The following is a 23,807-nucleotide window of genomic DNA, read 5'->3' on the forward strand; positions in this document are numbered from 1 at the left end:
TCAGCGGCGGAATCTAGGTGAAAAAGCCCCCGGACGGCCTGGCCGATCCGGGGGCTGAAAGGGGCTGAAGCGGACTGGGGTCGGGGCGCTCAGAAGCGGGCCCGATCGCCGGGGCCAGCCGCCGGCATGGCCCGGGCCTGGGGGGCCCGGCGGCCGTAGGCCTGGTAGCCGCGGCGACGCGGACCCCCCAGCTCCCGCAGCCAGGTGGCCAGCTCCTCGGTGTGGTGGGTCTCCTCCTCCCACAGGGCCCGGAAGAAGGCCCCGTTGGCCCCATCGCCGATCAGCTCGCAGAAGCGTGTCGCCTCGTCGTAGTGGGCCACCAGGGCGGATTCCAGTTCCACGTTCTGCTCCAGCAGCCCGACCAGGTCGGGGGCGTGGCTCACCGGCTGCAGCTGGGAGGCGGCGGGGGCCACCCCCAGGGAGAGCATCTGCTGCACGATCCGCTCGCCGTGCTGCATCTCCTCCACGGTTTCGGCGCGGAAACGCTCGGCCGAGGCGGCATCGCCCCAGAGGTCCACGAGGGACGCCTGGGTCATGTACTGCTGGACGGCGGAGAGCTCCAGGCTGAGGGCGCGCCCCAGGTACCCCAGGACGCGCGGATGGACGGCGTCCATGGCCATCAGAGACGACGGGCGGTGTCGGTGCTGCCCACCAGGGCGGGCTCCACTTCGGTGTGGGGGCGGGCAATGATGTGCGCCGCCACCAGGCCGTCGCCCACCCGCTCACAGGCATCGGCGCCGGCCCGCACGGCGGCGTTCACGGCGCCGGTCTCGCCGCGCACCATCACGGTCACGTAGCCACCGCCCACGAATTCGCGGGCGATGAGGGTCACTTCGGCGGCCTTGGTCATGGCGTCAGCGGCCTCAATGGCCGGCACCAGTCCGCGGGTTTCGATCAGACCGAGGGCGATGCCGTGCACGGAAGGAGCCATGGCGTTGGAAGAGCGGGTGGAGGAGGTGGGTGGGGTGCCGGCACCCCCGCCCGAACGGGCGGGGGTGGAGCTGGCCTTGGCGGCCGGGCGGGAGGAGCTGGTGGAGCGGCCGCTGGAGGCGGCCCGGGCCGGAGCCGAGCGGCTCACCGTGGTGGCGGTGGTGGTCACCACGGGGCTGGGTGTGGCCGCTGCGGCCGGGGCCTTGGCGGCGGGAGCCGGGGTGGGGCTGGCCACCTCCGGTGTCACCACCGGAGGTTCGGCCGGCTTGGCCACCGGCGCCGCCGGCGCGGAGGCCGGGGCCCCGGCGGGCTGGGCCGCAGCTGTGGGCTGAGCCGCGGCTGTTGGCTTTGCCGCAGCCGTGGGTTGGCTACCGCTGGCCCGGCTTGCGCTGGTCTTGGAGGGTCGGGAGCGGGGGGTGGCCATGGCTGGGGAGGATGCAGGCGAGGGAGGGCGAAGACCTGGAGGGATGGTCGGAGTGGTGATCCGGGCCTCAGCCGTCCGGTGACCAGTGGTCGATGATGCCGGCGATGGTCAGGTCGGTGAACAGATCCGGTTTGCCGGTGGCGAAGCGGGCGGCGGACCCGCTGGCGGTGAATACCCAGTTGCCGGGGGCGGCACCCACCGGATCGCAGGCGACGCTGAGCTTGCCCTTGGGGGTGCGCAGCACCCGCAGGTTCAGGTGGGCGAAGCCCGCCACCCGCTGGGTGCAGACGAGGGAGCCCATGACCTGCATGATCTCCATTACTTCGCGCCTCCTGCCGGCGGGTTGCCAGCAGCCATGGCCTTGGCGGCGTCGGGATCCCAGTGGTCGATGATCCCCACGATCGTCAGATCGCTGGGATACGACTTGCTGCCGGCGGCTTCGCGGGCCGCCGAGCTGCCCACGCAGATCACCCAGTCGCCGGGAATGCAGCCCACGGCATCGACGGCCACCTTCTGGGTGCTGCCGTCGAGCACCACCTGCAGGTGCTTGTGCTGGAAATCGGCGATGCGATTGGTGGAGACCAGCGGCTTGATGACTTTGCAGATCAACATCAGTGTCCCCCTCCGGTGTTGAACGTGATGGACGAGCTCACGGTCTCGGCCGGAACCGGACGGTCCCGGTCGCGAATCGTGAGCAGGGTGTGCAGCAGCCCCTGGCCGCAGAGCTCCGCATAGCGGCTCTCGATCGCAGCCTGGACCCGCTCGCAGTGGCGGATCGCCCGCTCCCTGGCCCCGGGGACGGCCCCGTGGTAGTCGAAGCGGAGCACCACGGGGATCGGCAGACCCCGCGACACATTCAGGCCCTTGAAGATCTTGACACCCACGTCGAGGTCGGGCGCGCCCTCCTCCACCGTGTCCATGTGGGCGAAGTAGGTGAGGTTGCGCAGGTGGATCTCCTTGAAGCCGATCCCGACGCCGATGAAGCGCTCGGCATGGCCCGCGTCGGCGTAGTGGCCGCCGTGGTACTGGCGCACGTAGTCGATCTGGGAGAGGTTGTGCTCGATCAGGCGGGCGATCAGCCGCACCATGCCCGGATCGGGGCTGGCGGCGGCGGCCTGGAGCACCAGCTGCTCGATCCGCTCGCGGCCCGCCTCGGGGCTGAGCTGGCGCGTGGCCTCGTAGACATCCCGGGCATCCAGCCACTGGGTCAGGTCGGTCCGGCCGTCGCGGCCCGGCACATGCACCCGGATCGCGTCGGTGTCGGTGTCCATGCCGATGAGCAGCAGATCCACCGAGGCGCCGCAGCAGAAGCTGTTCTCCACCGCCTGCTGGAAGTCCTGGAGGCGCTGCAGGCCCTGGGCGGCCGCCGCCTTGTCGTCGCTGCCGTGGGCGGCGCAGCCCTCGTGGCAGGGGTCCACCGAGCTGAAGTGATAGACGACGGTCTTGAGGTAACGGGTGTCGGCGTGGGCGGGGTTGGGGATCGCCTCGCGGTAGCGGCGGTGCTCGGTCTTCACCCAGCGGTCCACCGTGTTCTCCACGTCGAACATGGCGCCGGCGTGGGGACGCCGCCGCACGGCGCTGAAGGGCAGCCGCAGGGCGTAGGCGATGGCGTGGGCCAGGCGCCCGTCGGCGCAGGGGGTCACATCCAGCAGGTGGAAGCCGCAGTCCAGCAGGAAGGCCTCGAAGGCCTCGGCGTCGGGGCTGCCGGCCTCGGCCGCCCGGGGGTCGGCCTCGAAGAAGCTGATGCTGGTCTGCTCGTAGGCCTCGAACACGCACCAGGCGTAGAGGGTCCGCATGTCCAGCTGGCTGGTCCAGGCGGTCTCGAGGATCGGCAGGGGCAGCTCGTAGCCCAGCTCGGCCTGGGCCAGGCGCTGGGCCTGGCCCACGAAGTCGGGCTCGTGCTGCAGGGCCGACAGGCGCTTCAGCACCGGCACGATCCGATCGAAGGCGCCCTTGATGCGCTCTTCGTAGGCGCGCAGGGCTGCGTTGGCGGCGGGATGGCTGAGGGGGTGGAGGCTGCCCGCGGCGGTGTTGGCACGGGCCGCGGTGCGGATCACCTGGGCCGCCACGGGTCGTACCCGGCGTCCTGCCGGGCCACCGCTGGCGGGCCTGCTGGTCAGCGGGGATGCCGCTGCGGCCGTGGTCGCCGGGCCGGCGACCACCGGGTTGGCGGTCTCGTCACTGGAGCGGATCGCGGCCACGCTGGAGCGCAGGGCCTCGGCGGCCGGATTGCGGCGCTGGCGGGGACGGCTGCCCCCCTGGCGGGCGGCCTGGGCCAGTTCCCGCTGGCGCAGCACCTTGCTGAAGGCCCGGACCGGGGCCAGGCCCGCGTCGGCCTGGACCACGGGGGATCCGGGACGCCGGCGCGGAGCCGTGGGGCCAAGCGGGGTCGGCCGGGTCTGGTTGGAGTTGGCGGGACGCCGGGGCATGGGTTAGCTCGCTCAGCCGCGGGCGCCGCCGGACACCGTGATCAGGGAGCCCTGATCGGTGCTGCCGCTGGAACCGGTGACGCGGCTCACCGGCACGGCCACCTCGACATTGCGCTTCGGCTGGGCGGAGGGCATGGCGCTCATCGGGCCGACGCGGGTGGGGTTGCGGCGGCGGGCGGAGCTGCCCTCGGTGCCGGTCACGCGCTCACCGCGGTCCCAGTCGTCGCCGGTGATCTTGTTGCCTGAGCCCTCCCCGGTGACCCGGGAGGCGGGGCGCAGATCCTCATCGGCGGTCACCGCGGCGGCGACGGGACGGGCGGCGAGGGCCTGAGGGGCCCGGCGGTCGAAGCGGAACTGCTCCGTGCCGGTCACCTTGCCGCCGGCCATGTCAAAAGGGCCGGTGATCCGTCCTCCCTGCTCATAGGTACTGCCGGTCACGGCGCCGGTGCGCTCGCGCTCAATCTGGGCCTCCCGGGCGGGGGACTGGACGCTGAACTGCTGCCAGGCGGCGGCGTTCAGGGGCTGGGGAAAATCCGGGGCCACGGCACCGGTGGAGAGGCCGCAGGCCTCGGCCTGCTGGTCGGCGCCGATGTAGGGGGTGCCGGTCACGTCCTCGCAGGCGCCGCGCTCGTCACCGGTCATCACGCCGCCCACGCCGGGCTTGATGCCGGTCATGCGGCGGTTGGCCATGGCCATCGCCATCGGCAGACGCTCGCGAACCGCCTGGACCTGCTGGCTGGAGCACCACTGGCCGGTCTGCTCGAGGCCGGCGTAGGGGGTGCCGGTCACGGCCTTGCAGGTGCCCGGCTCATCGCCGGTGACCTTTTCGCTGCGGCCGGTGCGGGTGCCGCTCACCACCAGGTTCTTGTTGGTGATGCTGAAGCCCACCTTGGCGGCTTCGGGGGCGGGGCGGTTGCCGCAGAACTTGTCGAACTGCTGGGAGCCCAGGTATTCGTCGCCGGTGACGTTGCGGCAGCTGCCGGGTTCATCGCCGGTGACGCGCTCGCTGCGGCCCACGGAAGTGCCGGTGATGCCGGTGCCCCGCAGGGTGTTGAAGCTGGCCACCTTGGCGGGAGCCTGACCCGGGGCGGGAGCCTCCCGGCCGAGGTACTGGTCGCCGGTGAGCTGCAGGCCCGAGCCGGGCTCGTCGCCGGTCACCTTTTCGGAGCGGCCCACCAGCACGCCGGAGACGGCCTGGCCGCCCTGGGTCTGGCTGCGGCCCACCTTGCGCACGGAGGCGGCGGGGCTGGAGCCGCACCAGGCGGCGGACTGGTTGGCGGAGATGTATTCGGTGCCCGTGATGCTCTTGCAGGTGCCGGGCTCATCGCCGGTCACCTTCTCGCTGCGGCCCACCTCGTTGCCGGTGACCCGGTTGCCGTGGCTGGTGGCGCTGACGCGCACCTTGGCGGGCTGGGCGGGGCTGGGCTGCGACTGGCAGAAGGTCTGGAACACCTCGGCGCCGAGGTATTCGGTGCCGGTGATCGTGCGGCAGGTGGCCGCCTCGTTGCCGGTGGTCTTGACCGAGCGGTTGGCCTGGGTGCCGGTGACCACCTGGCCGCTCAGGGTCTCGCTCACGCCTACCTTGAGGCTGGCCTCAGCCGCCTGCTTGGCGCCCTTGCGGTTGGGGCCGCTGGGGCGGGTGCTGCCGCTGCCACTGCCGGTGCGCACGATGCCGGCGCTGCCGCTCTTGTTCTTGAGTTCCCGCAGCTTCTGGGCGAGTTCGCGGGTGCTCAGATCGGGATTGCCCTGGCGCACCACGGCGGCGCTGCCGGCGGAGGCGCTGGTGCTGGCGGATTTGCCCTTCTTGGCCAGGGCGTCGCGGCGGGCGAGCACCAGGGCGCGGCTGGGGTTGTGCTGGGCGGTGCCCTTCTTGGTGACGGCACGGTTGCCGTTGCCATTGGTGGCGCTGCTGGCGGCGCGGCTGCTGCCCAGGGACAGGCTGGCGGTGCGGTCACTGCCGCGACGATCCGCTGCTGTCGCGTCGCCACCCTTGTCCTGGCACTTGCAGGGCTGGCTGCCGGCCTCCTTGCGGGAGGGATCGCTGGCCGAAGGCGCACTGCCGGCGACGAGGGCGGCCTTGGCGGCTTCCTTGGCGGCTTCGGTGCGGCTGCGGTCCTTGGAGCGATCGGCCCGCTTGCCGCCGCGGCTGAGGGCTTCGCGGCGGGCCAGCACCAGCTCGCGGCTGGGGTTGGCGACGGGCTTGGCGGCGCTGCGGTGGCCGCCGGCCGGAGCGGAGCTCAGCTCCACACTGCGGCGCGGGGCGCGCTCGGGCTGGCCGGCCCGTCGGCGCGAGGGATCGCTCGCACTCGGAGCGCTGGCGGCGATCACCTCGGCCGGACTGGGCACCGGGTTGTTGGTGCGGGTGGGTCGGGCGTCGGCAGCGGTGCGCACACGGCTGGGGGACGAGGCGTAGCGGCCCGTGGCTTTCTTGCCACCGTTGGTCAGGGCCTTGCGGCGCTCCAGAGCTGCTTCACGACTCGATGTGCTGGCCATGTCCGCCCGGCGAATGGAATGACTGAGGAATAAGCAGTGGTCGGCGGTTCAGCTCAGCCCAGGCCAGCGGCATGCCGGCGGTGGTGCGGATGGTGAACGGCCTTCGACTGCGGAGTGCAGGAAACCTGCGAATAAAGGGAGGTGGTCCCGATCACGATCGGGACCACGGCTGACGAAGTCCGCTGAATCAGCGGCCTTCGAACACCACGAAGCAGGAACCCTGGCTCTGGGTGTAGGCGTCGTAGCCCACCAGACGCACATGGTGGTCGGGATAGGCGCGATGGCAGGCTTCCAGCTCGCTCACGATCACGTTCAGATCCTTCTCACCGAAGAAGGGCAGCTTCCAATAGGACCAGTAGGTGGCCATGGAGTTGCTGGGGTGGACGTGCTCAACGAGCGGGCTCCAACCCTGGGCAATGATGTAAGCGATCTGGTCGTAGATCTCGTCCTGGGTGAAGGGCGGCAGGAAGCCGAACGTCTCCAGGGTGGCGACTGTTTGGTAGTCACCCACGGTGCTCTTGAAGGGCATGGGGATCCTTGGTGAAGGGATGGAATGAACCCGGAACCTTGGGGTGCTCGGGTTGTGTCGCGTTCAGACGGCCCGCTGAATCGGGGCTGGGCGATCGGTTGGCAGGGCAGGGAGAGGGCCGAAGCACCTCTCCACCACACCGCCGGAACGATCAGTTGACGTCGAGCTTGTCGACGGTGTCGAACTCGAACTTGATTTCCTTCCAGGTCTCGAGGGCGATGGCCAGCTCGGGGCTGTGCTTCGCGGCTTCCAGGAGGATGTCGCGGCCTTCGCGCTCGATCTCGCGACCGGCGTTGCGGGCCTTGACGCAGGCTTCGAGAGCCACGCGGTTGGCAGCAGCACCAGCAGCCGAACCCCAGGGGTGGCCGTGGGTACCACCACCGAACTGCAGCACGGAGTCGTCGCCGAAGATGGCCACGAGGGCAGGCATGTGCCACACGTGGATACCGCCGGAGGCCACGGCGAACACGCCGCCCATGGAACCCCAATCCTGGTCGAAGAAGTTACCGCGGCTGCGATCTTCGGGAACGAAGGATTCGCGCAGCTGGTCGATGTAGCCCAGGGTGGACTGACGATCGCCTTCCAGCTTGCCCACCACGGTGCCGGTGTGCAGCTGGTCACCACCGGAGAGACGCAGGCACTTGGCCAGCACACGGAAGTGGATGCCGTGCTTGGGGTGACGGTCGATCACCGCGTGCATGGCGCGGTGAATGTGCAGCAGCATGCCGTTCTTACGGCACCACTTGGCCAGACCGGTGTTAGCGGTGAAGCCGCCGGTGATGTAGTCGTGCATGATGATGGGCTGGCCCAGTTCCTTAGCGAACTCGGCACGCTCATACATCTCCTCAGGAGTGGCGGCGGTGCAGTTGAGGTAGTGCCCCTTCTTCTCGCCGGTTTCCTGTTGGGCCAGCTTCACAGCTTCGGCCACGAACTCGAAACGGTTCTGCCAGCGCTGGAAGGGCTGCGAGTTGATGTTCTCGTCATCCTTGGTGAAGTCCAGACCGCCACGCAGGCACTCATAGACAACACGGCCGTAGTTCTTACCGCTCAGGCCGAGCTTCGGCTTGATGGTGCAACCCAGCAGGGGACGGCCGTACTTGTTCATCCGGTCGCGCTCGACCTGGATGCCGTTCGGGGGACCCATGCAGGTCTTGATGAAGGCCAGCGGGAAGCGGATATCTTCCAGGCGCAGGTGGCGCAGGGCCTTGAAGCCGAACACGTTGCCGACCAGGGAGGTCAGCACGTTGGTGATGGAGCCTTCCTCGAACAGGTCGAGGGGGTAGGCGATGAACGCATAGAAGGATTCCTTGTCGCCAGGAACGTCTTCGATGCGGTAGCAGCGGCCCTTGTAGAAGTCGAGGTCGGTGAGGAGCTCGGACCACACGGTGGACCAGGTGCCGGTGGAGGATTCAGCGGCCACAGCAGCGGCCACTTCCTCGCGGGGCACACCTTCCTGGCCGGTGCACTTAAAGCACGCGAGCAGGTCGGAATCGAGGGGAACGTAATCAGGAGTCCAATACGTGTCGCGGTACTCCTTGACCCCAGCGTCGTACTTCTTTGCCATGGAGAATCTCCGGGTGGGTTCGGGAAAAAGAATCAGAGTGTTGAGCGGCCGTCAGCGGCCCGCCTCAGGCCTCAGTCCTTGGAACCCACGAAGCCGGCGCTGCTGTTCAGGGCAGGCTCCACTTCACGGTGGGGGCGGGCAATGATGTGGGCGGCCACCAGGCCGTCGCCCACGCGCTCACAGGCATCGGCGCCGGCGCGAACGGCAGCGTTGACAGCGCCGGTTTCGCCACGGACGAGAACGGTCACGTAACCGCCGCCCACGAACTCACGACCGATCAGGCGCACTTCGGCGGCCTTGGTCATGGCGTCTGCGGCCTCGATCGCGGGGACCAGACCCCGGGTCTCGATCATGCCGAGGGCGATGCCCATGGTTTCGTTAGCCATTACCTGCTCCTGGAGGAGGGGTGGAATGTTCGCCAGCAACCATGGTCGGCGGCGGTTCCCCCCGTCAAGCCGTTTGGGGTGTTGGAGCCATCAGGGTCGACGCTGCCTTGCATAAGCGAGGCTGATCTAAGCGCCACAAAACGTCTTAAATGCTTGTGGGCGGCGCGTCAGTGGACGCCAACCTCCCGCCCCAGAACAGGGATTCCGCCTCTAAGGCGCCGTGATGCGCGCCTGTCCCGCCCACGGCTCCCGTGGGGGTCCCTGGGGGGCCGAGACCGTCCGGTCGCCCCAGGCTTCCCGGAGGGGCCGCGCCCCTGGCGTCCGCCGGCGTCGCTCGGCGGCCGTGGGCCCGGGCTCAGAGGGGCGTCGCTTCCGACACGAAGGCCACGCCGCCGTAGTAGCGCAGCAGGGGCTGGATCCCCTCCCGCAGCTTCTCCAGCGTCTCCGGCTCACAGAAGACGATCACGTGGGCGTTGGCCCCCAGGCTGCTGAAGTCCATCGATTCGGACACGGCGCCGTGGGGCCCCTTGCCCGTGACGTGGCGCATCACCGAATAGCCCGGTGCTCCGGCGGCATCGATCACGTGCAGCACCTTCTGCAGGGCCCGTTCACTGAGGATCAGATCGACGCGTTTCATGGTTCAGCCAGCGGGAATGAGTTGCTTCACCAGGACCATGTAGATGGGGATCCCCACGATGATGTTGAAGGGGAAGGTGACCCCCAGGGAGGTGGAGATGTAGAGGCTCGGATTGGCCTCCGGCACCGTCATCCGCATCGCGGCAGGAACAGCGATGTAGGAGGCGCTGGCGCACAGAACCATGAATAGCAGGGCATCGCCCTGGTTCAGGCCCAGCCCGCGGGCGATCGTCACGCCGATCAGGGCGTTGAGCAATGGCATCAGCACCGCAAAGGCGATCAGCAGCGGGCCGGCGCGGCGCAGATCCCCCAGGCGCTGGGCCGCCACGATGCCCATGTCCAGCAGGAAGAAGCTGAGGGCCCCGTAGAACATCTTGTCGGTGAAGGGCAGCATCTTCTCGACCCCCTGGGGGCTGAAGCTGGCCACCAGCACGCCGATCACCAGGCTGCCCACCAGCAGGAACACCGAGCTGTTGAGAAAGGCCTCCTGCAGCACGGCGCCCCAGCCCATGGCCCCGTCGTCGGGACGCTTCTGGGGCCCGGCCAGTTTCACCAGCAGCAGGCCGATGATGATGGCCGGGGATTCCATCAGGGCCAAGGCCGCCACCATGAAGCCGTCGAACGGCAGCCCCAGCACCCCGAGGAAGCTCTGGGCGGTGATGAAGGTCACGGCGCTGATCGAGCCGTAGGTGGCTGCGATCGCGGCGGCGTTGTAGAGATCGAGCCGGGTGCGCAGCAGCAGAAAGCTGTAGAGCGGCACCACCAGCGACATGGCCACGGCCGCCAGGATTGTGGGCAGCACCTGGCCGCCGAGCCCGCTATGGGCCAGCTCCACCCCGCCCTTGAAGCCGATGGCCAGCAGCAGATAGAGGGAAAAGAGCTTGGGTAGCGGCGAGGGAATTTCCAGGTCGGAGCCCAGGAGGACCGCCAGCACGCCCAGGAAGAAGAACAGAACCGGAGGCGAGAGCAGGTTCTGCAGCACCAGGCTGGTCTCCATGGGCGCCCGGCTCTGACAACAGTGGCCCTAACCCTAGGAGTGGTGTTTGCTGGCTCCTTCAGGCCCTTAGCCAATTGCAAACGCCCTGGGCCGACGGGTTTCAGCTGCCATGGCTCCAGGGCCGCGCGCGCCGTTGGCCACAATGGCGATCCCTGTGAGCGATGCCGTGCGGCCAGCGGCGCCCCATCCCGTGCTGGTGATCGCCAGCAGCAACCGCTGGAAGGTGGCGGAAATCGGTGCCATGCTCGATGCCGTGGCCCTGGAGGTGCGTCCCCAGCCGGATGGGCTCGAGATTGAGGAGACCGGTCTCACCTATCGGGAGAATGCGCGCCTCAAGGCCGAAACCGTGGCCCGGCTCACCGGCCAGTGGGCCCTGGGGGACGACTCCGGCCTGGAGGTGGATGCCCTGGGCGGTGCCCCCGGCCTTTACTCCGCCCGCTACGCCCCCACCGACCACGAGCGCATCCATCGGCTGCTGCACGCGCTGGGGCCCACGCCCTACCGCAGCGCCAGTTTCAACAGCGCCATGGCCCTGGCCGATCCCAGCGGCACCACGGTGCTCGAGGCCGAAGGGATCTGCCGCGGCGAGATCCTCACCGCTCCCCAGGGCCATGGCGGCGGCTACGACCCGATCTTCTGGGTGCGGGAGGCGGGCCTGAGCTACGCCGAGCTCCCCGAGCACCTGCGCCACAAGCTGGGCAGCCGCGGCAAGGCGGCGCGGGCGCTGGCCCCCGGGCTCCGGCACTGGCTGCGGTTGCCCTGAGGCCGCAGTACCGTTGAAGCGGTACCTATTGCATGGCTGTCGATCTGTGGCTCAAGGGCGTCGCTGGTTCGATCTGCCCCTGGTGTCCCGGATGGCTGGCGGCATCGGCAAACTGCGCCGGGTTGTGCTGCGGCCTGATGCCATCCTCTGGCTGCTGCTGGCCTGCCTGTTGATGCTGCCCGTGGTGGCGCTCAACGCCGTCTCGAGCGCCACCATCGACCAGATGCGGTTGCAGGCCCGGGAGGTCTCGACCCTGGCCTCGGGCATCCGCGCCTACTACGCCGACAACGTGATCGCCCGCCTGCAGGCCGCCGACGGCCAGGCGGTGTATTCCGAGAACTACCGCGAGGTGCATGGCGGCATTCCGATTCCCGCCACCCTCTCGATTGAACTCGGCGCCCTGTTTGACAACGCCCACACCGATGGGCGCATCCACTACGACTTCATCTCCGACTATCCCTTTGCCAACCGGGCGTCCCGAACGCTCGATGCCTTTGAGGAGAAAGCGCTGGAGACCTTCCGCAGCGAGCCGGGCCTGAAGACCTTCACCCAGCTGGAAGGCAACGGCCTGGGGCGCTCCACCTATCGACTGGCCACCCCGGTGCTGATGCGCCAGGCCTGTGTGACCTGCCACAACGCCCATCCCGATTCGCCCAAGCGCGACTGGAAGCTGGGCGATGTGCGCGGCATCCAGGAGGTGACGGTGCGTGGCATGCGCGTGGACGGCTTCGGCAACCTGGGCTACCTCTTGGGCTACGTGGGGCTGCTGGGTGTTGTGTCCGTTGGGGCCACAGGCGTCTTTCGGCAGCAGAGCCTGCAGCTGAACAAGACGAACCGGCGGCTGGTTGAGGCCAATGCCCGCGAGTCGACGCTGTCGGCCCGCATGGCCGACCAGCTGCAGGAGCTCTCCATCTTCGGCACGGTCGTGGACAATTCCGTGGTGGGCATCGCCGTGGCCGACATGCGCCAGCCGGACAATCCGCTGGTGTATGTGAACCAGGCCTTCACGGCGATGACGGGCTATCCCAGGGAGCTGAGCATCGGCTTCAACTGCCGCTTCCTGCAGGGGCCCGACACCGACCCCCAGGAGGTGGAGCGCATTCGCCAGGCGATCCGCCGCGGGGATGCCTACAGCGGCGAACTGATCAACTACCGCCAGGACGGCAGCCGCTTCTGGAATCGCCTCACCCTGACGCCCGTGGGTGGCGCCAGCCGCGAGAAACCAGATTTCTACGTGGCCAATCAGGTGGACATCACCAGCCTCAAGGAGGAGGCCGGTGTGCCGCTACGGGAGCTGCGCGCCCTGGAGGGAGAACTCCAGACGGCCGATCAGGCCCTGAGCGATGCCGGCCGCTTTGGGGATGCCCTCCAGCGCCAGATGGAGGCTGCGGGCGATCTCGCCTCGCTGCAGATGGAGGCGTTCCTGCGGTCGCAGCAACAGGCCCATCGTCAGCTCACCGAGGTGTTCGAGCGCATTGCCCAGCTGCTGCGACAGCACCGCGACGCCGCATGAAGGAAACCCCCTCCCTGCACCGTCGATCGTCCCGCCTGCTTCGGCCCCTGCTGTTCGGCTACTGGCTCGGGGCTTCGCTGCTGTTCACCCTGCTGCTCTCGCTGATCGACGTGCTGGAGCGCCATCGCGAGGTGGTCCGCGCCGGTGAGCAGGCCAGCGAGGTCGTGGCCAGCTCCATGGCGGTCAGGATGCCGTCCGAGCTCCGCCAGGGCCTGGTGGAGGCCTATGGCACAACCTCCGGGAATGCGGGAGCCGATGGTCTCAATCTGCTGCTGGTGGTGGATGACGAGGGACGCGTTGCCTACAGCTCCAGGCCTGCCTGGCGTCTGCTGCCCATTACCGATCCGGTGTTCTCTTTTCCTGAAACCAGCGATCCGGAATTCCGCGGGGTTGTCGACTGCTTTCGGCTGAATCGTCACGACTGCGGCCTGTTGCGATCAGGCAACATCCGGATCGCCACCGGCGGCCTGACGGTCGTCAGGCCCGTGGAGATGGCGTCGCAGGATCTGGGCCTTCCCCGCCAACGCTTCCTGGTGGTGGTGAATTTCGATGCTGGCCTCATCTGGGTGAATCTGCTGGAGGACGTGCTGGTCTGGCTGCTGGTGTCGATGGCGGTCGCCAGTCTGCTGGTGGGCTTCTTCTGGCTGGCCATCGCCACGCGGCTGCTGCCGCGGATGGCCGAGGAGGCCCAGATGGATGGCCTCACCGGACTGAGCAACCGCACCCACTTCATGGAGCAGGCCATCACCCTGCTGGCCGCCGCCGAGGAGAGCCACTCCTCGTATGTGTTCGCCATCCTCGATATCGACCACTTCAAGCGCATCAACGACACCTACGGCCACGGCTGTGGCGACGCGGCCCTGGTGGCCGTTGCCGGCGTGCTCAAGGCGGTGACCCGCCCTGAGGATCTGGTGTGTCGCTTCGGTGGCGAGGAGTTCGCCCTGCTGATCCCCGCCCAGAAGGAGGCCGGTTGCAGGGCGATGGAGCGGCTGCGGATTCAGCTGGAGACCAGTTCCGTTCGCTACGGCGGTCATCGCCTGTCGATCACGGCCAGCATCGGCGCCGTGGCCACGGGCGATAGTGGCTACAACATCGACTATCTCTATACCGTGGCGGACCGTGCGCTCTACCAGGCCAAGCAGGAGGGGCGCAACCGGGTTGTGTGGTTCGGCGGTGAGGCGAACTCGCGCCTGAGGCTGTCGCCATGACCGGACTGCAGGAGCCCGCGATTCCGGCCGATGAGCACGCCAGGTTGCTGGAGCTCTACAGCCTGGGCGTCCTCGATACGGGCGCGGAAGACCGCTTCGATGACATCAGCGAGTTGGCGCGGCGCATCGCCGGCACCGAGATCGGCATCATCAGCCTGGTGGACGCCAACCGCCAGTGGTTCAAGAGCTGCTTGGGTGCGCCCCTGGCCCAGGAGGAGACACCGCGCCGCATCTCCTTCTGCGGCCACACGATCCTGCAGCGTGATCCGCTGATCGTGGACGACTGTCTGGAGGATCCCCGCTTCGCCGCCAATCCCCTGGTGGGCGGTGATCCCCACATCCGCTTCTATGCCGGCTTTCCGCTGATCACCACCCGGGGCTTTGCGGTGGGGAGTCTGTGTGTGATCAGCCGCGAGCCGCACCAGCTCGATCAGCAGCAGATCGACAGCCTCACGCGGCTGGCCTCTCTCACCGTCGGCCAGCTGGAGGGCCGGCCCGACGCCGGCCGGCCGTCCGGCCGCACGCTGGGCCAGGAACCGGAGCGTCTGGGTGAGGCTTCCCCCCAGCGCCTGAGCTCCCTGGAGCGCCTAGTCAGTCGCGATCAGATGGTGCAGATGCTGGATCTGCTGTTCACGATGGATGTCGGCTCCCCCTTCGCCCTGATGCGCTGCCGCTTCCGCGATTACGAGCGGATCAATGCCACCCTGGGCGGCCGGGTGGCCGAAGACTTCCTCAATGAAGCGGTGCGGAGGATGTTCGCGGCCCTGCCCAGGGCGGCCACCATCGCCCGATTTGCCGATGCCGAGCTGGTGGCGCTGCTGCCCTTCCAGCAGGATCAGCCCGCCGTGGAGCAGCTGGCAGAACGGGTGATCGCCTTCAGCGGCCAGCCCTATCGCAGCGGCTCCCAGGCCCTGTCGATGGGGGTGGCCATCGGCCTCGCCCTCTGCCGCCACAACGATCAGAACGCCGAGGCGATCCTGGCGGATACCAGCATGGCCCTGCGGATGGCGAGCCGACGCACGGCCAGTGCCTTCTGCCTGATCGATGCCGAGGCCCGCGTCGCCGCCCAGCGGATCTATCGGCTGGAATCGGATTTCCGCGATGCGGTGGCCGGCAAGCTGCTGGTGCCCTACCTGCAACCGATCGTGGACCTCGCCAGCAGCGAGACCGTGGGCTTTGAGGCCCTGGCGCGCTGGCCCCAGAACGGCGACGTGCTGCCGCCGAGCCACTTCCTGCCGCTGGCCCTCGAGACCGGCCTGACCGGAGAACTCGACCTGCTGATTCTGGAGAAGGCCCTGGCGGCGCTGCCGTTGCTGGCCCAGCCGATTCCGCGTCGCGAGATGACGATGAGCGTCAATCTTTCCGGCACGCTGCTGGAGGATCCCCAGCTGCGCGAACGGCTGCTCAACCTCATCGACGCGACGCCGATTCCACCGGCCTGGACCCTGCAGGTGGAGCTTGTGGAAGACATCTTTCAATACACGGATGCGGCCTTTGATCAGTTCCTCGATGCCCTGGTGCACCGCGGCGTGAGGATCGCCCTGGACGACTTCGGCACTGGCTATTCCTCACTGGCCCGGCTGATCTCCCTGCCGATTCAGATCGTCAAGGTGGATCAGACCTTCGTGGCCCGTCTCAGTGGACAGCAGGATTCACCCCGCACCCTGCTGCGCACCATGCTCACGATGCTGCAGGATCTGGGGATGGCGACGATCGCCGAGGGCGTCGACTGTGGCGCCCAGCGCGACTGGCTGCTGCAGAACGGCGTGGCCAAGGCCCAAGGCTATCTGTTCTCCCAGCCGGTCTCGGTTCCCGAGGCGATTGAACAGCTGCAGCAGCAGGAGTTCCGTCCCCCGGCGATTCCAGCGGACCCCAGCCGCCTGCGGGCCCTGCGCCGCCGCCTGCCGGGGCGTTCCTGGGTCGCGGGTGCGCTGGGGCGGCTCAGTCGCGGGCGCGGCGGTTGATGCCGTCCACGGCGCGCATGGCGGCGGCGGCGGCCTCCTCCACGTCGCCCTCGCGGCCCGCCAGGGTGAGTCGGCCGAAGGCCCCCACCCCCTTCACGTCCACGATCGTGATATTGGAGGCCTTCTCGGCCTCATTGGCGGCGATCAGCACGTAGCCGGCGGGCTCGGTTTCGAGGATGAACATGCTCATGCCGGCCTGGATCATCGAGCCGCGCCTGTTCTGGCGGTTGATCAGCACCGCGTGGTCGGGGGTGATGGCGCGGATGATCTCGGTCCAGCTCACCTCGCAGCGGCTGCGCTGCTCCACCGTGCTGCCGATGGCCTCGAGCACCACCTCGCCCGAGTGGAGCACGTTGCTCTGGTCGCGGTGGTAGAGCGCCAGCGAGCCGAAGGCCCGCTCCACGATCATCTGGCCCAGGCGCACCGTGCTCGCCTTGAGGGCGATGTCGGTGACGCGGTGCACGGCCATGCCCGGCGACACCTCCAGCCAGAGGCAGGCATCCCCCGGGATCGGCAGGAAGCCCTGGCTCACCGTGCCCATGTAGGCGGCGAGCTGGGGCTGGAGCGAATCGAGGAACACGTAGGTGCGCAGCTCGATCGACTGCACCTGGCTCGACTGTCGGCTCAGCCGTGCCCCCTCGGAATCGGTGGTGATGACGCAGCTGGCTGCCGATGGCGAGGGACCCGCTGAGCCACCGAGGCCGCTGCCGCTGCCGAGACTGCCGCCACCGAAGCCAAGGTCGGTTCCGGTGATCTGCACCGACCGCGCTCTGGCCCTGGGGATGCGGTTCGGCAAGGGGAAGGGGTCGCTCCGGGGACTGCGTCGCCCCTGGATGGGCGAGACCAGAGGGGGGGACCGACGCGACGACCAGACGGTCCTGGTCGCTGCCCCACCTCTGAATGTTGGTGCGATCTTACCGCCCGCCCCCGGCCCGATCCCCCCGGCCGATCCCGCCATGGTGGCGTCGCCTGGAGCTCGGCCTGGGAGCGCCCCTCGGCCACCACCTGCACGTCCGGGCGTTTCAGCCGCTCGGAGAGCAGCGGCTGGCTCGCGGCGATGTCGGCTCGTAGTGGTGGCAGACGATGGAGTGGATCGGCTTCGGATCGACGCCGTGCAGGCTGATGGGCAGCTCCGACAGGACCATGGATCGGGGCGGGATCAGCTGCTGCCAGGCCACCCAGACCTAGAAGGATCGGAAGAGCCTGGCCACGGCTGCGCTTGCCCCCTTGCACGCCCGTGTCCAGGGGGTACCGTCCGGCCACCCCCAGCCCGAAGCTCCGTGGCCCCCAAGCGCGCTGCCTCCAACGGTTCCTCCGCCGCCCAGCCCCTGCCCGGCAGCGCCGATCCCCAGGGCCTCGGGGCCTGGATCGCCGAGGCCGTGGGCCCCGGCGTGAAGGCCGAGCAGGCCCTGGCGCTGGTGGGCCTGGGCCTGATGCAGAAGCTCGCCGCCAACGGCGAAGCGCCCTGGAGCTGGAGCGAGGTGGAGGATGGCGGCAGCTGCGATGTGGCCCAGTTGCGCCACCGCCTGGAGCTGATCGATCTCGCCCTTAGGACCGGCGCCCCCCTGAGCACCGCCGAGGTGACCTTCCTGCTGGGGGCCCGCCCCGGCTCGGAGCGGGTGGAGCGGGGCGGCCTCCGGGCCCGGCGCCTCAGCCGCAACGTCTGGAAGCTGAGCCAGGTGGGCGAGGAGCGCAGCGGCGGCTTCAACGACGGCCGGCGGCGCTTCTGAGCCCCAAGTCGATAACGCTGCCTTAGCCCTTCGATAGGCAACACCTTTCGCCAGCGTCACCCAACGGCCGTCCACGGTTTCTACCGTTCGCACCACGTCAGCGCCCCGACCCTTCCGGTGGTCTGCCCGCCAGGCCCCCAACACCTGGGTCGTCGCTGCGTTCGAGCTCCGTTGACCTCCGTCGCTGACATCGCCGATGCCCATCGCCCTGTTGGAAACGGCCTGGCTGGTTCCGGTCTATCCACTGCTGGCCGCCGTGGCGTCGCTGGCCTGGTCGCCCGGTCTGATCTCCCGCACCGGCCCACGCCCCTGCGGGTACATGAACCTGCTGATGGTCTCGCTGGCCTTCGTGCACAGCGTGGTGGCCCTGATCGCCCTGCACACCAATGCCAGTGCCGGCGCCGAGGCCCTCTACCGCCCCGTCACCTTCGGCTGGACCTGGCTGAGCACCGCTGGCCTGCGCATCGGCTTTGACGGCCTGATCACGGAACCGGCCCTGGTGGCCATGACCGTGATCACGGGCCTGCACGTGCTGGTGCAGCTCTATTCGATCGCCTACCTGGAGATGGACTGGGGCTGGCCCCGGTTCTTCGGGTCCCTGAGCTTCTTCGAGGCGGGCCTCTGCGCCCTGGTGCTCACCGATTCGCTGTTCTTCAGCTACGTGATCCTCGAGCTGCTCACCTTCGGCACCTATCTGATCGTGGGCACCTGGTACAACCAGTCGCTGGTGGTGAAGGGCGCCCGCGACGCCTTCCTCACCAAGCGCATCGGTGACCTGATCCTGCTGGCGGGCCTGATCGCGCTTCTGCCCATCACCGGCACCTGGAACTTCCACGGCCTCCAGGCCTGGGCCGCCGATCAGGTCAACAACGACCATCCCCTGCCCCAGGTCCTGCCCCTGATCCTGCTGGCCCTGATTGCCGGTCCCATGGGCAAGTGCGCCCAGATCCCCCTGCACCTCTGGCTCGACGAGGCGATGGAGAGCCCGCTGCCCTCCACCGTGCTGCGCAACTCGGTGGTGGTGGTGGGCGGCGCCTGGGTGCTGCTGCGCCTGGAGCCCCTGATCGAACTCAGCCCCCTGGTGCAGAGCGTGTTGGTGATCGTGGGCGGAACCACCGCCCTGGTCGCGTCCCTGATCGCCCTGGCCCAGATCGATGTGAAGCGGGCCCTCTCCTTCCTCGTGAGCAGCTGGCTCGGCCTGCTGTTTGTGGCTGTCGGCCTGGGGGGCATCAGCGTCGCCGATCACCTGATGCTCGTGTATCCCCTGCCCATGGCGCTGATGCTGATGGCCATCGGCGCCATCGTGCTCACCAACGTCACCCAGGACCTCACCCAGCTCGGCGGTCTGTGGAACAAGCGACCGCTGATGGGCCTGGCCTTCCTCACCGGCGCCGCCGGCCTGATGGCCCTGCCTCCCTTCGGTGGCTTCGCCGCCCTGCGGGAACTGCTGGAGCTCACCGCGGCGAGCGACCAACCGCTGGTGCTGGGGGGCGTGGTGCTGCTCACCAATGCCCTGATCAGCGCCGGCCTCATCCGGGTGTTCGGCCTGATCTGGGGCGGTCGTCCCTCCGTGTTCACGGCCCGCTCCCCGGAGGTGCTGTGGCTGATGGCTCTCCCCACCTTCGTGCTGATGGGGCTGGTGCTGCATCAGCCCCAGCTCTTCGCGATCAACGGTGTCTTCCCCCTCGCTCCCCTGCCGGGCTGGGGTCCCCAGGCGATTCCCCTGCTCGTCTCCACCCTCGTGGGGGGAGGCCTCTCGGCGGTGTTCTATCTGCGTCCCCATCCGCTCGCGCACCTGCCCTCGGCCCTTGGTGGCCTCCAGGACTGGCTGGCCCACGACATGCAGACCGAGCGCTTCTACCACCGCACCGTTGTCTGGCTGGTGGTGTCCCTGGCCCGCCTGAGCGCCTGGTCGGATGACCGCCTGATCGAGGGGTTCAGTGGCGCCTCCGGCAGCGCCGCCATGGCGGGGGCCCGTCGCCTCAGCCTCACCACCTCCGGACGGTCCCAGGCCTACGCCCTCACCCTGATCCTCAGCGTGCTGCTGATGGCCGCCTGGCTCATCGCCTCACCGCCCACCGACCTCGTCCGCCCGTTCCGCTGATGGGACCGACTCCTCTCCTACTGCTGCTGGTCCTGCCCCTGGTGGGAACCCTGGTGCAGCCCCTTCTGCCGGCGGGCTTCAGCTCCGCCCGCATCCGCAGCATTGCCGCAATCCCCGGCGCCCTGCAGGTTCTGTTCGCCCTGATCTGCTGGCAGCATCCGCCGGCTGATCTGCAGCTGTCCTGGCTGCCGACCCTGGGCCTCAGCCTGGATCTGGGCCTCGATGGACTGTCCCTGCCGCTGGTGCTGCTCTGCGGCCTGCTCACCAGCCTGGCCATCCTCTCGGCCCCAGCGGATCAAAGCCGTCCCCGGCTCTTCTTCTCGCTGATGCTGCTCACGAACCTGGGCGTGATCGGGGCGTTCCTGGCCCGCAATGCCCTGTTGTTCCTGCTGGCCTTCGAGCTGGTGCTGATCCCGCTCACCCTGCTGATTGCCACCTGGGGAGGAGAGCGCCGCGCCGGAGCCGCCGTGCGCTACCTGCTCTACAGCGCCGTGTCGGGGCTGTGCATGCTCGCCGCGGTGCTGGCCTTCAACTGGTTCAACGCGGCAGGTCCTGGATTTGATTTTGCCGATCTCGCCTCCGCCGAGCTCACTCCCAGCGCCCAGCGCTGGATCCTGGCCCTGCTGCTGCTGGCCTTCGGCCTGAAGCTGCCCGTGGTGCCCCTGCACGGCTGGCAGCCCTTCACCTACGGCCAGGCCTCCACCCCTGTGGTGATCCTGCTCGCCGGTGTCGTCTCCAAGCTGGGGGCCTATGGCCTGCTGCGCTTCGGCGTCGGCTTCCTGCCGGAGGCCTGGATCGCCTGGTCTCCCTGGATCGCCGCCGCCGGCGCGATCAGCGCGGTGTACGGGGCCCTCAACGCCATCGCCCAGACCGACATCCGTCGGCTGATGGCCTTCAGCTCCCTGGGGCACATGGGGCTGCTGGTGCTGGCGCTCGCCGCCGCCACCCCGCTCAGCCTGCAGGGGGCGATCGCCCAGGTTCTCGCCCACGGCCTGATCGTGGCCCTGCTGTTCGCCTGCGTCGGCCTGATCGAGCGCAAGACCGGCACCACCTCCATCCCCGAGCTCTCGGGTCTGATGAATCCGCTGCGGGGTCTGCCGTTCACGATGGGCATGCTGCTGCTGGCCCTGATGGCCGCCGCCGGTATCCCCGGGCTGGCCGGCTTCCCCGCTGAGCTGCTGGTGTTCGAGGGCAGCTGGACCACGTTCCCGGTGGCCACCCTCATCAGCCTGATCGCCTCGGGCTTCACGGCCGTCTACGCCATCCGGCTCTTCAACCGTGTGGGCTTCGGTCGACTCGACAACGAGCGTGCCGACTGGGCCCACACCCTCTGGAGTGAACGGGCGCCGGCCATGCTGCTCACCGTGTTGGTGGTCGCGGCGGGTCTGTGGCCCACGGCCCTCACCGGTTGGAGCGAAGCCGAAGCGACCGGCCTGGCCGTCCGGGCTCAGCCGTTCCTGGTGGGAGCTTCAGGCGCCACCTACTACGCCCGCTCCAGCACCGCCCTCATCGCCGCCACCCTGCCTTCCGACTCGGAGCTGCTGCCCTCATGACCCCTCCCACCGCCGCGGTCACCGAGACGGTCCGCCAGCCCCTGATCCCTCCCTCCACCCATCCCTATGCCGATGTGATCCATCGGCTGGAGGCGGGCGGCTCGATGCTTCCGGATACGCCGGAAAACCTGATGCAGATCATCGGCATCTACAAGGCTTATGCCGTGCCGATGGATTTCTACTGGCGTGATCTTCTCTACATCGCCGAGAGGGTTTTCCTCAATCCCCTGCCGGCCTTCAAGTATTTCATCAGCCAGGACTATCTCGATCTTCCCAACTCCTACGCCGGTGACCAATCGAAGCTGCGCATCTGGCGCGGTGGCGAGAAGGCCCATCCTGAGTTGCTGGAGTTCATGGCCAAGGGTGAAACCGGCAAGCTGCCCAAGCTGCTGCATCACCTCTGGCATGACCGCATCAACATGGAGTTTGCCGAGGCCTGCATGCAGGCCATGCTCTGGCATCAGAACATGGGCGGCCGCTTCAACGACTACCTGGCCAGCGACGCCTATCGCGCCAATGCCGACCGCGCGATCAAGGCCTATTTCCGCGGCAACCCCCTGATGCTGGGGTTGTACCGCCTGTTCCCTGAGATGTTCATGGAGCAGGTCAAGCAGATGAGCTACTACGCCAACCTGGGCCTGTTCTGGGAGGTGATGGCGCCCGTCTTCTTTGAGATGAGCGATATCTACGATGAGGGTGGCTTCAAGGGGGTGCCCGATGCCATGGACTTCCTGGTGAACGGCATCTTTGCCGTGGCTGGGCGGCCGATCTATCACCATGTCTACATCGATGGTGAGTGCATCGAGATCATTCCCAAGAGTGAGGGTTTTACCTGGCTCTACGAGGCGGCCCTGCCCTATGTGGAGGCGGTGTTCTATCGCACGGCTCCCTTCCGAGGCACCAAGAGCTACAACGCCCAGGCCGATCAGGTGCCGTCCGATCAGGCCGATTTCCACTACGGCATCCTCTATGCCGATGTGTTCCCGGTGGGATCCGCCGGCATCCCGCCCACCCTGCTGATGCAGGACATGCTCCATTTCCTGCCCCCCTACCTCGAGGAGCTCTACAAGCAGCACAAGCGCGGTGACGCTGACAAGCTGATCCAGCTGGGCGTCACCTTCCAGCGCTCCATGTACAACGTGACCTCGGCGGTGATCCAGGCCCTGCGCTGTGCCCTTCTGTATCCCCTCGACGACACCGATCCCGAGCATCTGCTGGCCAACCGACGCTTCTTTGAGGCCCAGATGGATCGCTTCCTGCGGCCGGAGGCGCGTCTGCCCCAGGTCCAGACCCAGGACTACCGCTGATCTCGCCGCTCACCCCATCCCCATGGCCAACATCATCGAAACCGCCAAGGGCGCCGGCTGCTTCGGCACCCTGCTCACCGCCGTGGAGGTCGCCGGTCTCACGGGTGCCCTTGAGGGTCCTGGCCCGTTCACGGTGTTCGCCCCCGTGGATGACGCCTTCGCCGCCCTGCCGCCGGGCACCGTGCAGACCCTGGTGGACAACCCTCCCCAGCTGGGGCGCATCCTGAAATTCCACGTGCTCAGCGGAGCCCACTCGCGGGAGGAGCTGGTGACCCAGCCGGAATGGCAGAGCCTGGAGGGCGCACCGGTGGCGATCCGCCGCGCCGATCCCTTCGAGGTGAAGAACGCCACCGTGGTGAGTGCCGACATCGTCTGCGACAACGGCATCGTGCACGTGATCGATCGGGTGATCCTGCCGGGCTGATGGGTCTAACGGGCCGATGTCGGATGCCCTGCTGACTCTCGCTGTCACCGAACAGCAGGGCCTTGATGGGGGCAGCAAGGCTCTGGCTGATCGCAAGAACCATGGCCTGAATTGATCGGCTCCATCCCCACCAGCGTCGGCATCCCGCTAGCAGTCCTGAGGGTCAGTCCTGATCAACACGCACCGGTTTCAGCTGCCAGCTCGCTTCACCGGGCACCAGCTGGTAGCTGATCTGCCGGATGCCGCCGCTGGGCTTGGCGTTGGTGTCGCCGGGCCGATAGATGGGGAAGCGCCGCGCCAGGGTCCGTTCGACCACGGCGAAGCTGTCGTGCCCCTGATAGCCCTGGGCGGCCTTGCCGCTCAGTTCGGGCAGGTTGATCGGCGTGATCGAGGTGGAGCCTCGGTTCACCGCATAGCCCACCAGCGAGCCATAGCTGCCGCTGCCGGCGCTGGTCACAAACACGTAGATCTCCGGCAGGCCGTTGGCGTCGAGGTCCGCCACCTCCACCCCGCTGACGCTGCCGAGGATCTCCTGCCGGATCGGGCCGATCGGCCGGCGGCCGCCGCTGGTTCTGATCGTGAGCTGGCGGGCGGAGCCCTCGCCGCTGCTGCTCACCGTGAAGGTGATGCCCTGCAGCGACACCCGGACGGGCTGGCCTGGGGGTTCCGCCCGCATCGGTGCGGCCCCGATCAACAGGCCCGCCGCCGCCGCGGCAGCCAACCGGGAACGCCGCAGCGCCGCCGTCAGGGTCATGGCCATCACCAGGGGCTCCTTCCGCTGAACCACCCTCCAGTGTTGTCGGCCTCTGGCGTCGGCGCCATCGCCAGATCCACGCCAGAGGCCCCGGGCAGA

The 23,807-nt window shown here is 68.4% G+C and carries 23 protein-coding genes; 9 read left to right on the forward strand and 14 right to left on the reverse strand.

Annotated features, from left to right (window positions below; genetic code table 11):
* Window positions 1-89: 89 nt before the first annotated feature.
* From ACLV7J_RS00110 to ACLV7J_RS00160, 11 genes are all read right to left on the reverse strand, one after another.
* On the reverse strand, window positions 90-614 hold the full coding sequence (locus tag ACLV7J_RS00110) for a ferritin-like domain-containing protein (RefSeq protein ID WP_411867105.1): 525 nt from the start codon (window positions 612-614) through the stop codon (window positions 90-92).
* A 5-nt stretch (window positions 615-619) separates the two neighbouring features.
* Complete coding sequence (locus ACLV7J_RS00115; RefSeq protein WP_411867563.1) at window positions 620-1,165, reverse strand: BMC domain-containing protein; 546 nt, start codon at window positions 1,163-1,165, stop codon at window positions 620-622.
* A gap of 256 nt (window positions 1,166-1,421) precedes the next feature.
* Complete coding sequence (locus tag ACLV7J_RS00120; RefSeq protein WP_411867106.1) at window positions 1,422-1,673, reverse strand: carboxysome peptide B; 252 nt, start codon at window positions 1,671-1,673, stop codon at window positions 1,422-1,424.
* The gene (locus tag ACLV7J_RS00125) at window positions 1,673-1,966 is read right to left on the reverse strand and encodes a carboxysome peptide A (RefSeq protein ID WP_411867107.1); all 294 of its coding nucleotides are present in this window, start codon (window positions 1,964-1,966) and stop codon (window positions 1,673-1,675) included. Before ACLV7J_RS00125 ends, ACLV7J_RS00120 begins: the two co-directional genes overlap by 1 nt.
* The gene (locus ACLV7J_RS00130) at window positions 1,966-3,783 is read right to left on the reverse strand and encodes a carboxysome shell carbonic anhydrase (protein ID WP_411867108.1); all 1,818 of its coding nucleotides are present in this window, start codon (window positions 3,781-3,783) and stop codon (window positions 1,966-1,968) included. Before ACLV7J_RS00130 ends, ACLV7J_RS00125 begins: the two co-directional genes overlap by 1 nt.
* Before the next feature lie 12 nt (window positions 3,784-3,795).
* Window positions 3,796-6,276: a CsoS2 family carboxysome shell protein gene (locus ACLV7J_RS00135; protein ID WP_411867109.1), complete on the reverse strand. Its 2,481-nt coding sequence runs from the start codon at window positions 6,274-6,276 to the stop codon at window positions 3,796-3,798.
* A 187-nt stretch (window positions 6,277-6,463) separates the two neighbouring features.
* Window positions 6,464-6,805 carry a ribulose bisphosphate carboxylase small subunit gene (locus tag ACLV7J_RS00140; protein WP_255125784.1) on the reverse strand — a complete coding sequence of 114 codons (342 nt, stop codon included), beginning with the start codon at window positions 6,803-6,805 and terminating at the stop codon, window positions 6,464-6,466.
* Between the two features lie 151 nt (window positions 6,806-6,956).
* The gene (locus tag ACLV7J_RS00145) at window positions 6,957-8,369 is read right to left on the reverse strand and encodes a form I ribulose bisphosphate carboxylase large subunit (protein WP_411867110.1); all 1,413 of its coding nucleotides are present in this window, start codon (window positions 8,367-8,369) and stop codon (window positions 6,957-6,959) included.
* A 71-nt stretch (window positions 8,370-8,440) separates the two neighbouring features.
* Window positions 8,441-8,755, reverse strand: a complete 315-nt coding sequence (locus tag ACLV7J_RS00150) for a BMC domain-containing protein (RefSeq protein ID WP_094587519.1) — start codon at window positions 8,753-8,755, stop codon at window positions 8,441-8,443.
* Window positions 8,756-9,110: 355 nt separating this feature from the next.
* The gene (locus ACLV7J_RS00155; protein WP_411867111.1) at window positions 9,111-9,392 is read right to left on the reverse strand and encodes a P-II family nitrogen regulator; all 282 of its coding nucleotides are present in this window, start codon (window positions 9,390-9,392) and stop codon (window positions 9,111-9,113) included.
* 3 nt (window positions 9,393-9,395) lie between these two features.
* Window positions 9,396-10,388 carry a sodium-dependent bicarbonate transport family permease gene (locus ACLV7J_RS00160; protein WP_411867112.1) on the reverse strand — a complete coding sequence of 331 codons (993 nt, stop codon included), beginning with the start codon at window positions 10,386-10,388 and terminating at the stop codon, window positions 9,396-9,398.
* 142 nt (window positions 10,389-10,530) lie between these two features.
* Here ACLV7J_RS00160 and rdgB point away from each other — a divergent pair, with 142 nt between their 5' ends.
* From rdgB to ACLV7J_RS00180, 4 genes are all read left to right on the forward strand, one after another.
* On the forward strand, window positions 10,531-11,151 hold the full coding sequence (gene rdgB, locus ACLV7J_RS00165; RefSeq protein WP_411867113.1) for an RdgB/HAM1 family non-canonical purine NTP pyrophosphatase: 621 nt from the start codon (window positions 10,531-10,533) through the stop codon (window positions 11,149-11,151).
* A 91-nt stretch (window positions 11,152-11,242) separates the two neighbouring features.
* The gene (locus tag ACLV7J_RS00170) at window positions 11,243-12,664 is read left to right on the forward strand and encodes a DUF3365 domain-containing protein (protein WP_411867564.1); all 1,422 of its coding nucleotides are present in this window, start codon (window positions 11,243-11,245) and stop codon (window positions 12,662-12,664) included.
* Window positions 12,661-13,872 carry a diguanylate cyclase domain-containing protein gene (locus tag ACLV7J_RS00175; RefSeq protein WP_411867114.1) on the forward strand — a complete coding sequence of 404 codons (1,212 nt, stop codon included), beginning with the start codon at window positions 12,661-12,663 and terminating at the stop codon, window positions 13,870-13,872. The genes ACLV7J_RS00170 and ACLV7J_RS00175 overlap by 4 nt, the downstream gene beginning before the upstream one ends.
* The gene (locus ACLV7J_RS00180) at window positions 13,869-15,836 is read left to right on the forward strand and encodes an EAL domain-containing protein (RefSeq protein WP_411867115.1); all 1,968 of its coding nucleotides are present in this window, start codon (window positions 13,869-13,871) and stop codon (window positions 15,834-15,836) included. The genes ACLV7J_RS00175 and ACLV7J_RS00180 overlap by 4 nt, the downstream gene beginning before the upstream one ends.
* Here ACLV7J_RS00180 and ACLV7J_RS00185 read toward each other — a convergent pair.
* Both ACLV7J_RS00185 and ACLV7J_RS00190 read right to left on the reverse strand, forming a co-directional pair.
* A complete protein-coding gene (locus tag ACLV7J_RS00185) occupies window positions 15,814-16,596 on the reverse strand; it encodes a BMC domain-containing protein (RefSeq protein WP_411867116.1) in 783 nt (260 codons plus the stop codon). The genes ACLV7J_RS00180 and ACLV7J_RS00185 overlap by 23 nt on opposite strands.
* A gap of 262 nt (window positions 16,597-16,858) precedes the next feature.
* Window positions 16,859-16,981, reverse strand: coding sequence for a hypothetical protein (locus ACLV7J_RS00190; RefSeq protein ID WP_411867117.1), 123 nt, complete (start codon window positions 16,979-16,981; stop codon window positions 16,859-16,861).
* Between the two features lie 135 nt (window positions 16,982-17,116).
* Here ACLV7J_RS00190 and ACLV7J_RS00195 point away from each other — a divergent pair, with 135 nt between their 5' ends.
* The 5 genes from ACLV7J_RS00195 (at window position 17,117) to ACLV7J_RS00215 (ending at window position 22,954) form a co-directional block, all read left to right on the forward strand.
* Window positions 17,117-17,566 (forward strand): hypothetical protein, encoded by a 450-nt coding sequence (locus tag ACLV7J_RS00195; protein WP_411867118.1) that lies wholly within the window; start codon window positions 17,117-17,119, stop codon window positions 17,564-17,566.
* A 196-nt stretch (window positions 17,567-17,762) separates the two neighbouring features.
* Window positions 17,763-19,670: an NAD(P)H-quinone oxidoreductase subunit F gene (locus tag ACLV7J_RS00200; RefSeq protein ID WP_411867119.1), complete on the forward strand. Its 1,908-nt coding sequence runs from the start codon at window positions 17,763-17,765 to the stop codon at window positions 19,668-19,670.
* Window positions 19,670-21,223 (forward strand): NADH-quinone oxidoreductase subunit M, encoded by a 1,554-nt coding sequence (locus tag ACLV7J_RS00205; protein WP_411867120.1) that lies wholly within the window; start codon window positions 19,670-19,672, stop codon window positions 21,221-21,223. Before ACLV7J_RS00200 ends, ACLV7J_RS00205 begins: the two co-directional genes overlap by 1 nt.
* The gene (locus ACLV7J_RS00210) at window positions 21,220-22,530 is read left to right on the forward strand and encodes a CO2 hydration protein (protein WP_411867121.1); all 1,311 of its coding nucleotides are present in this window, start codon (window positions 21,220-21,222) and stop codon (window positions 22,528-22,530) included. The genes ACLV7J_RS00205 and ACLV7J_RS00210 overlap by 4 nt, the downstream gene beginning before the upstream one ends.
* A gap of 22 nt (window positions 22,531-22,552) precedes the next feature.
* Window positions 22,553-22,954 (forward strand): fasciclin domain-containing protein, encoded by a 402-nt coding sequence (locus ACLV7J_RS00215; protein WP_411867122.1) that lies wholly within the window; start codon window positions 22,553-22,555, stop codon window positions 22,952-22,954.
* 163 nt (window positions 22,955-23,117) lie between these two features.
* Here ACLV7J_RS00215 and ACLV7J_RS00220 read toward each other — a convergent pair whose 3' ends face one another.
* Entirely contained in the window at window positions 23,118-23,741 is a 624-nt protein-coding gene (locus tag ACLV7J_RS00220; protein WP_411867123.1) for a hypothetical protein, read from the reverse strand.
* Between the last annotated feature and the right edge of the window lie 66 nt (window positions 23,742-23,807).

It is taken from the genome of Vulcanococcus limneticus LL (genome assembly GCF_943369875.1).
GTDB lineage: Bacteria > Cyanobacteriota > Cyanobacteriia > PCC-6307 > Cyanobiaceae > Vulcanococcus > Vulcanococcus limneticus_A.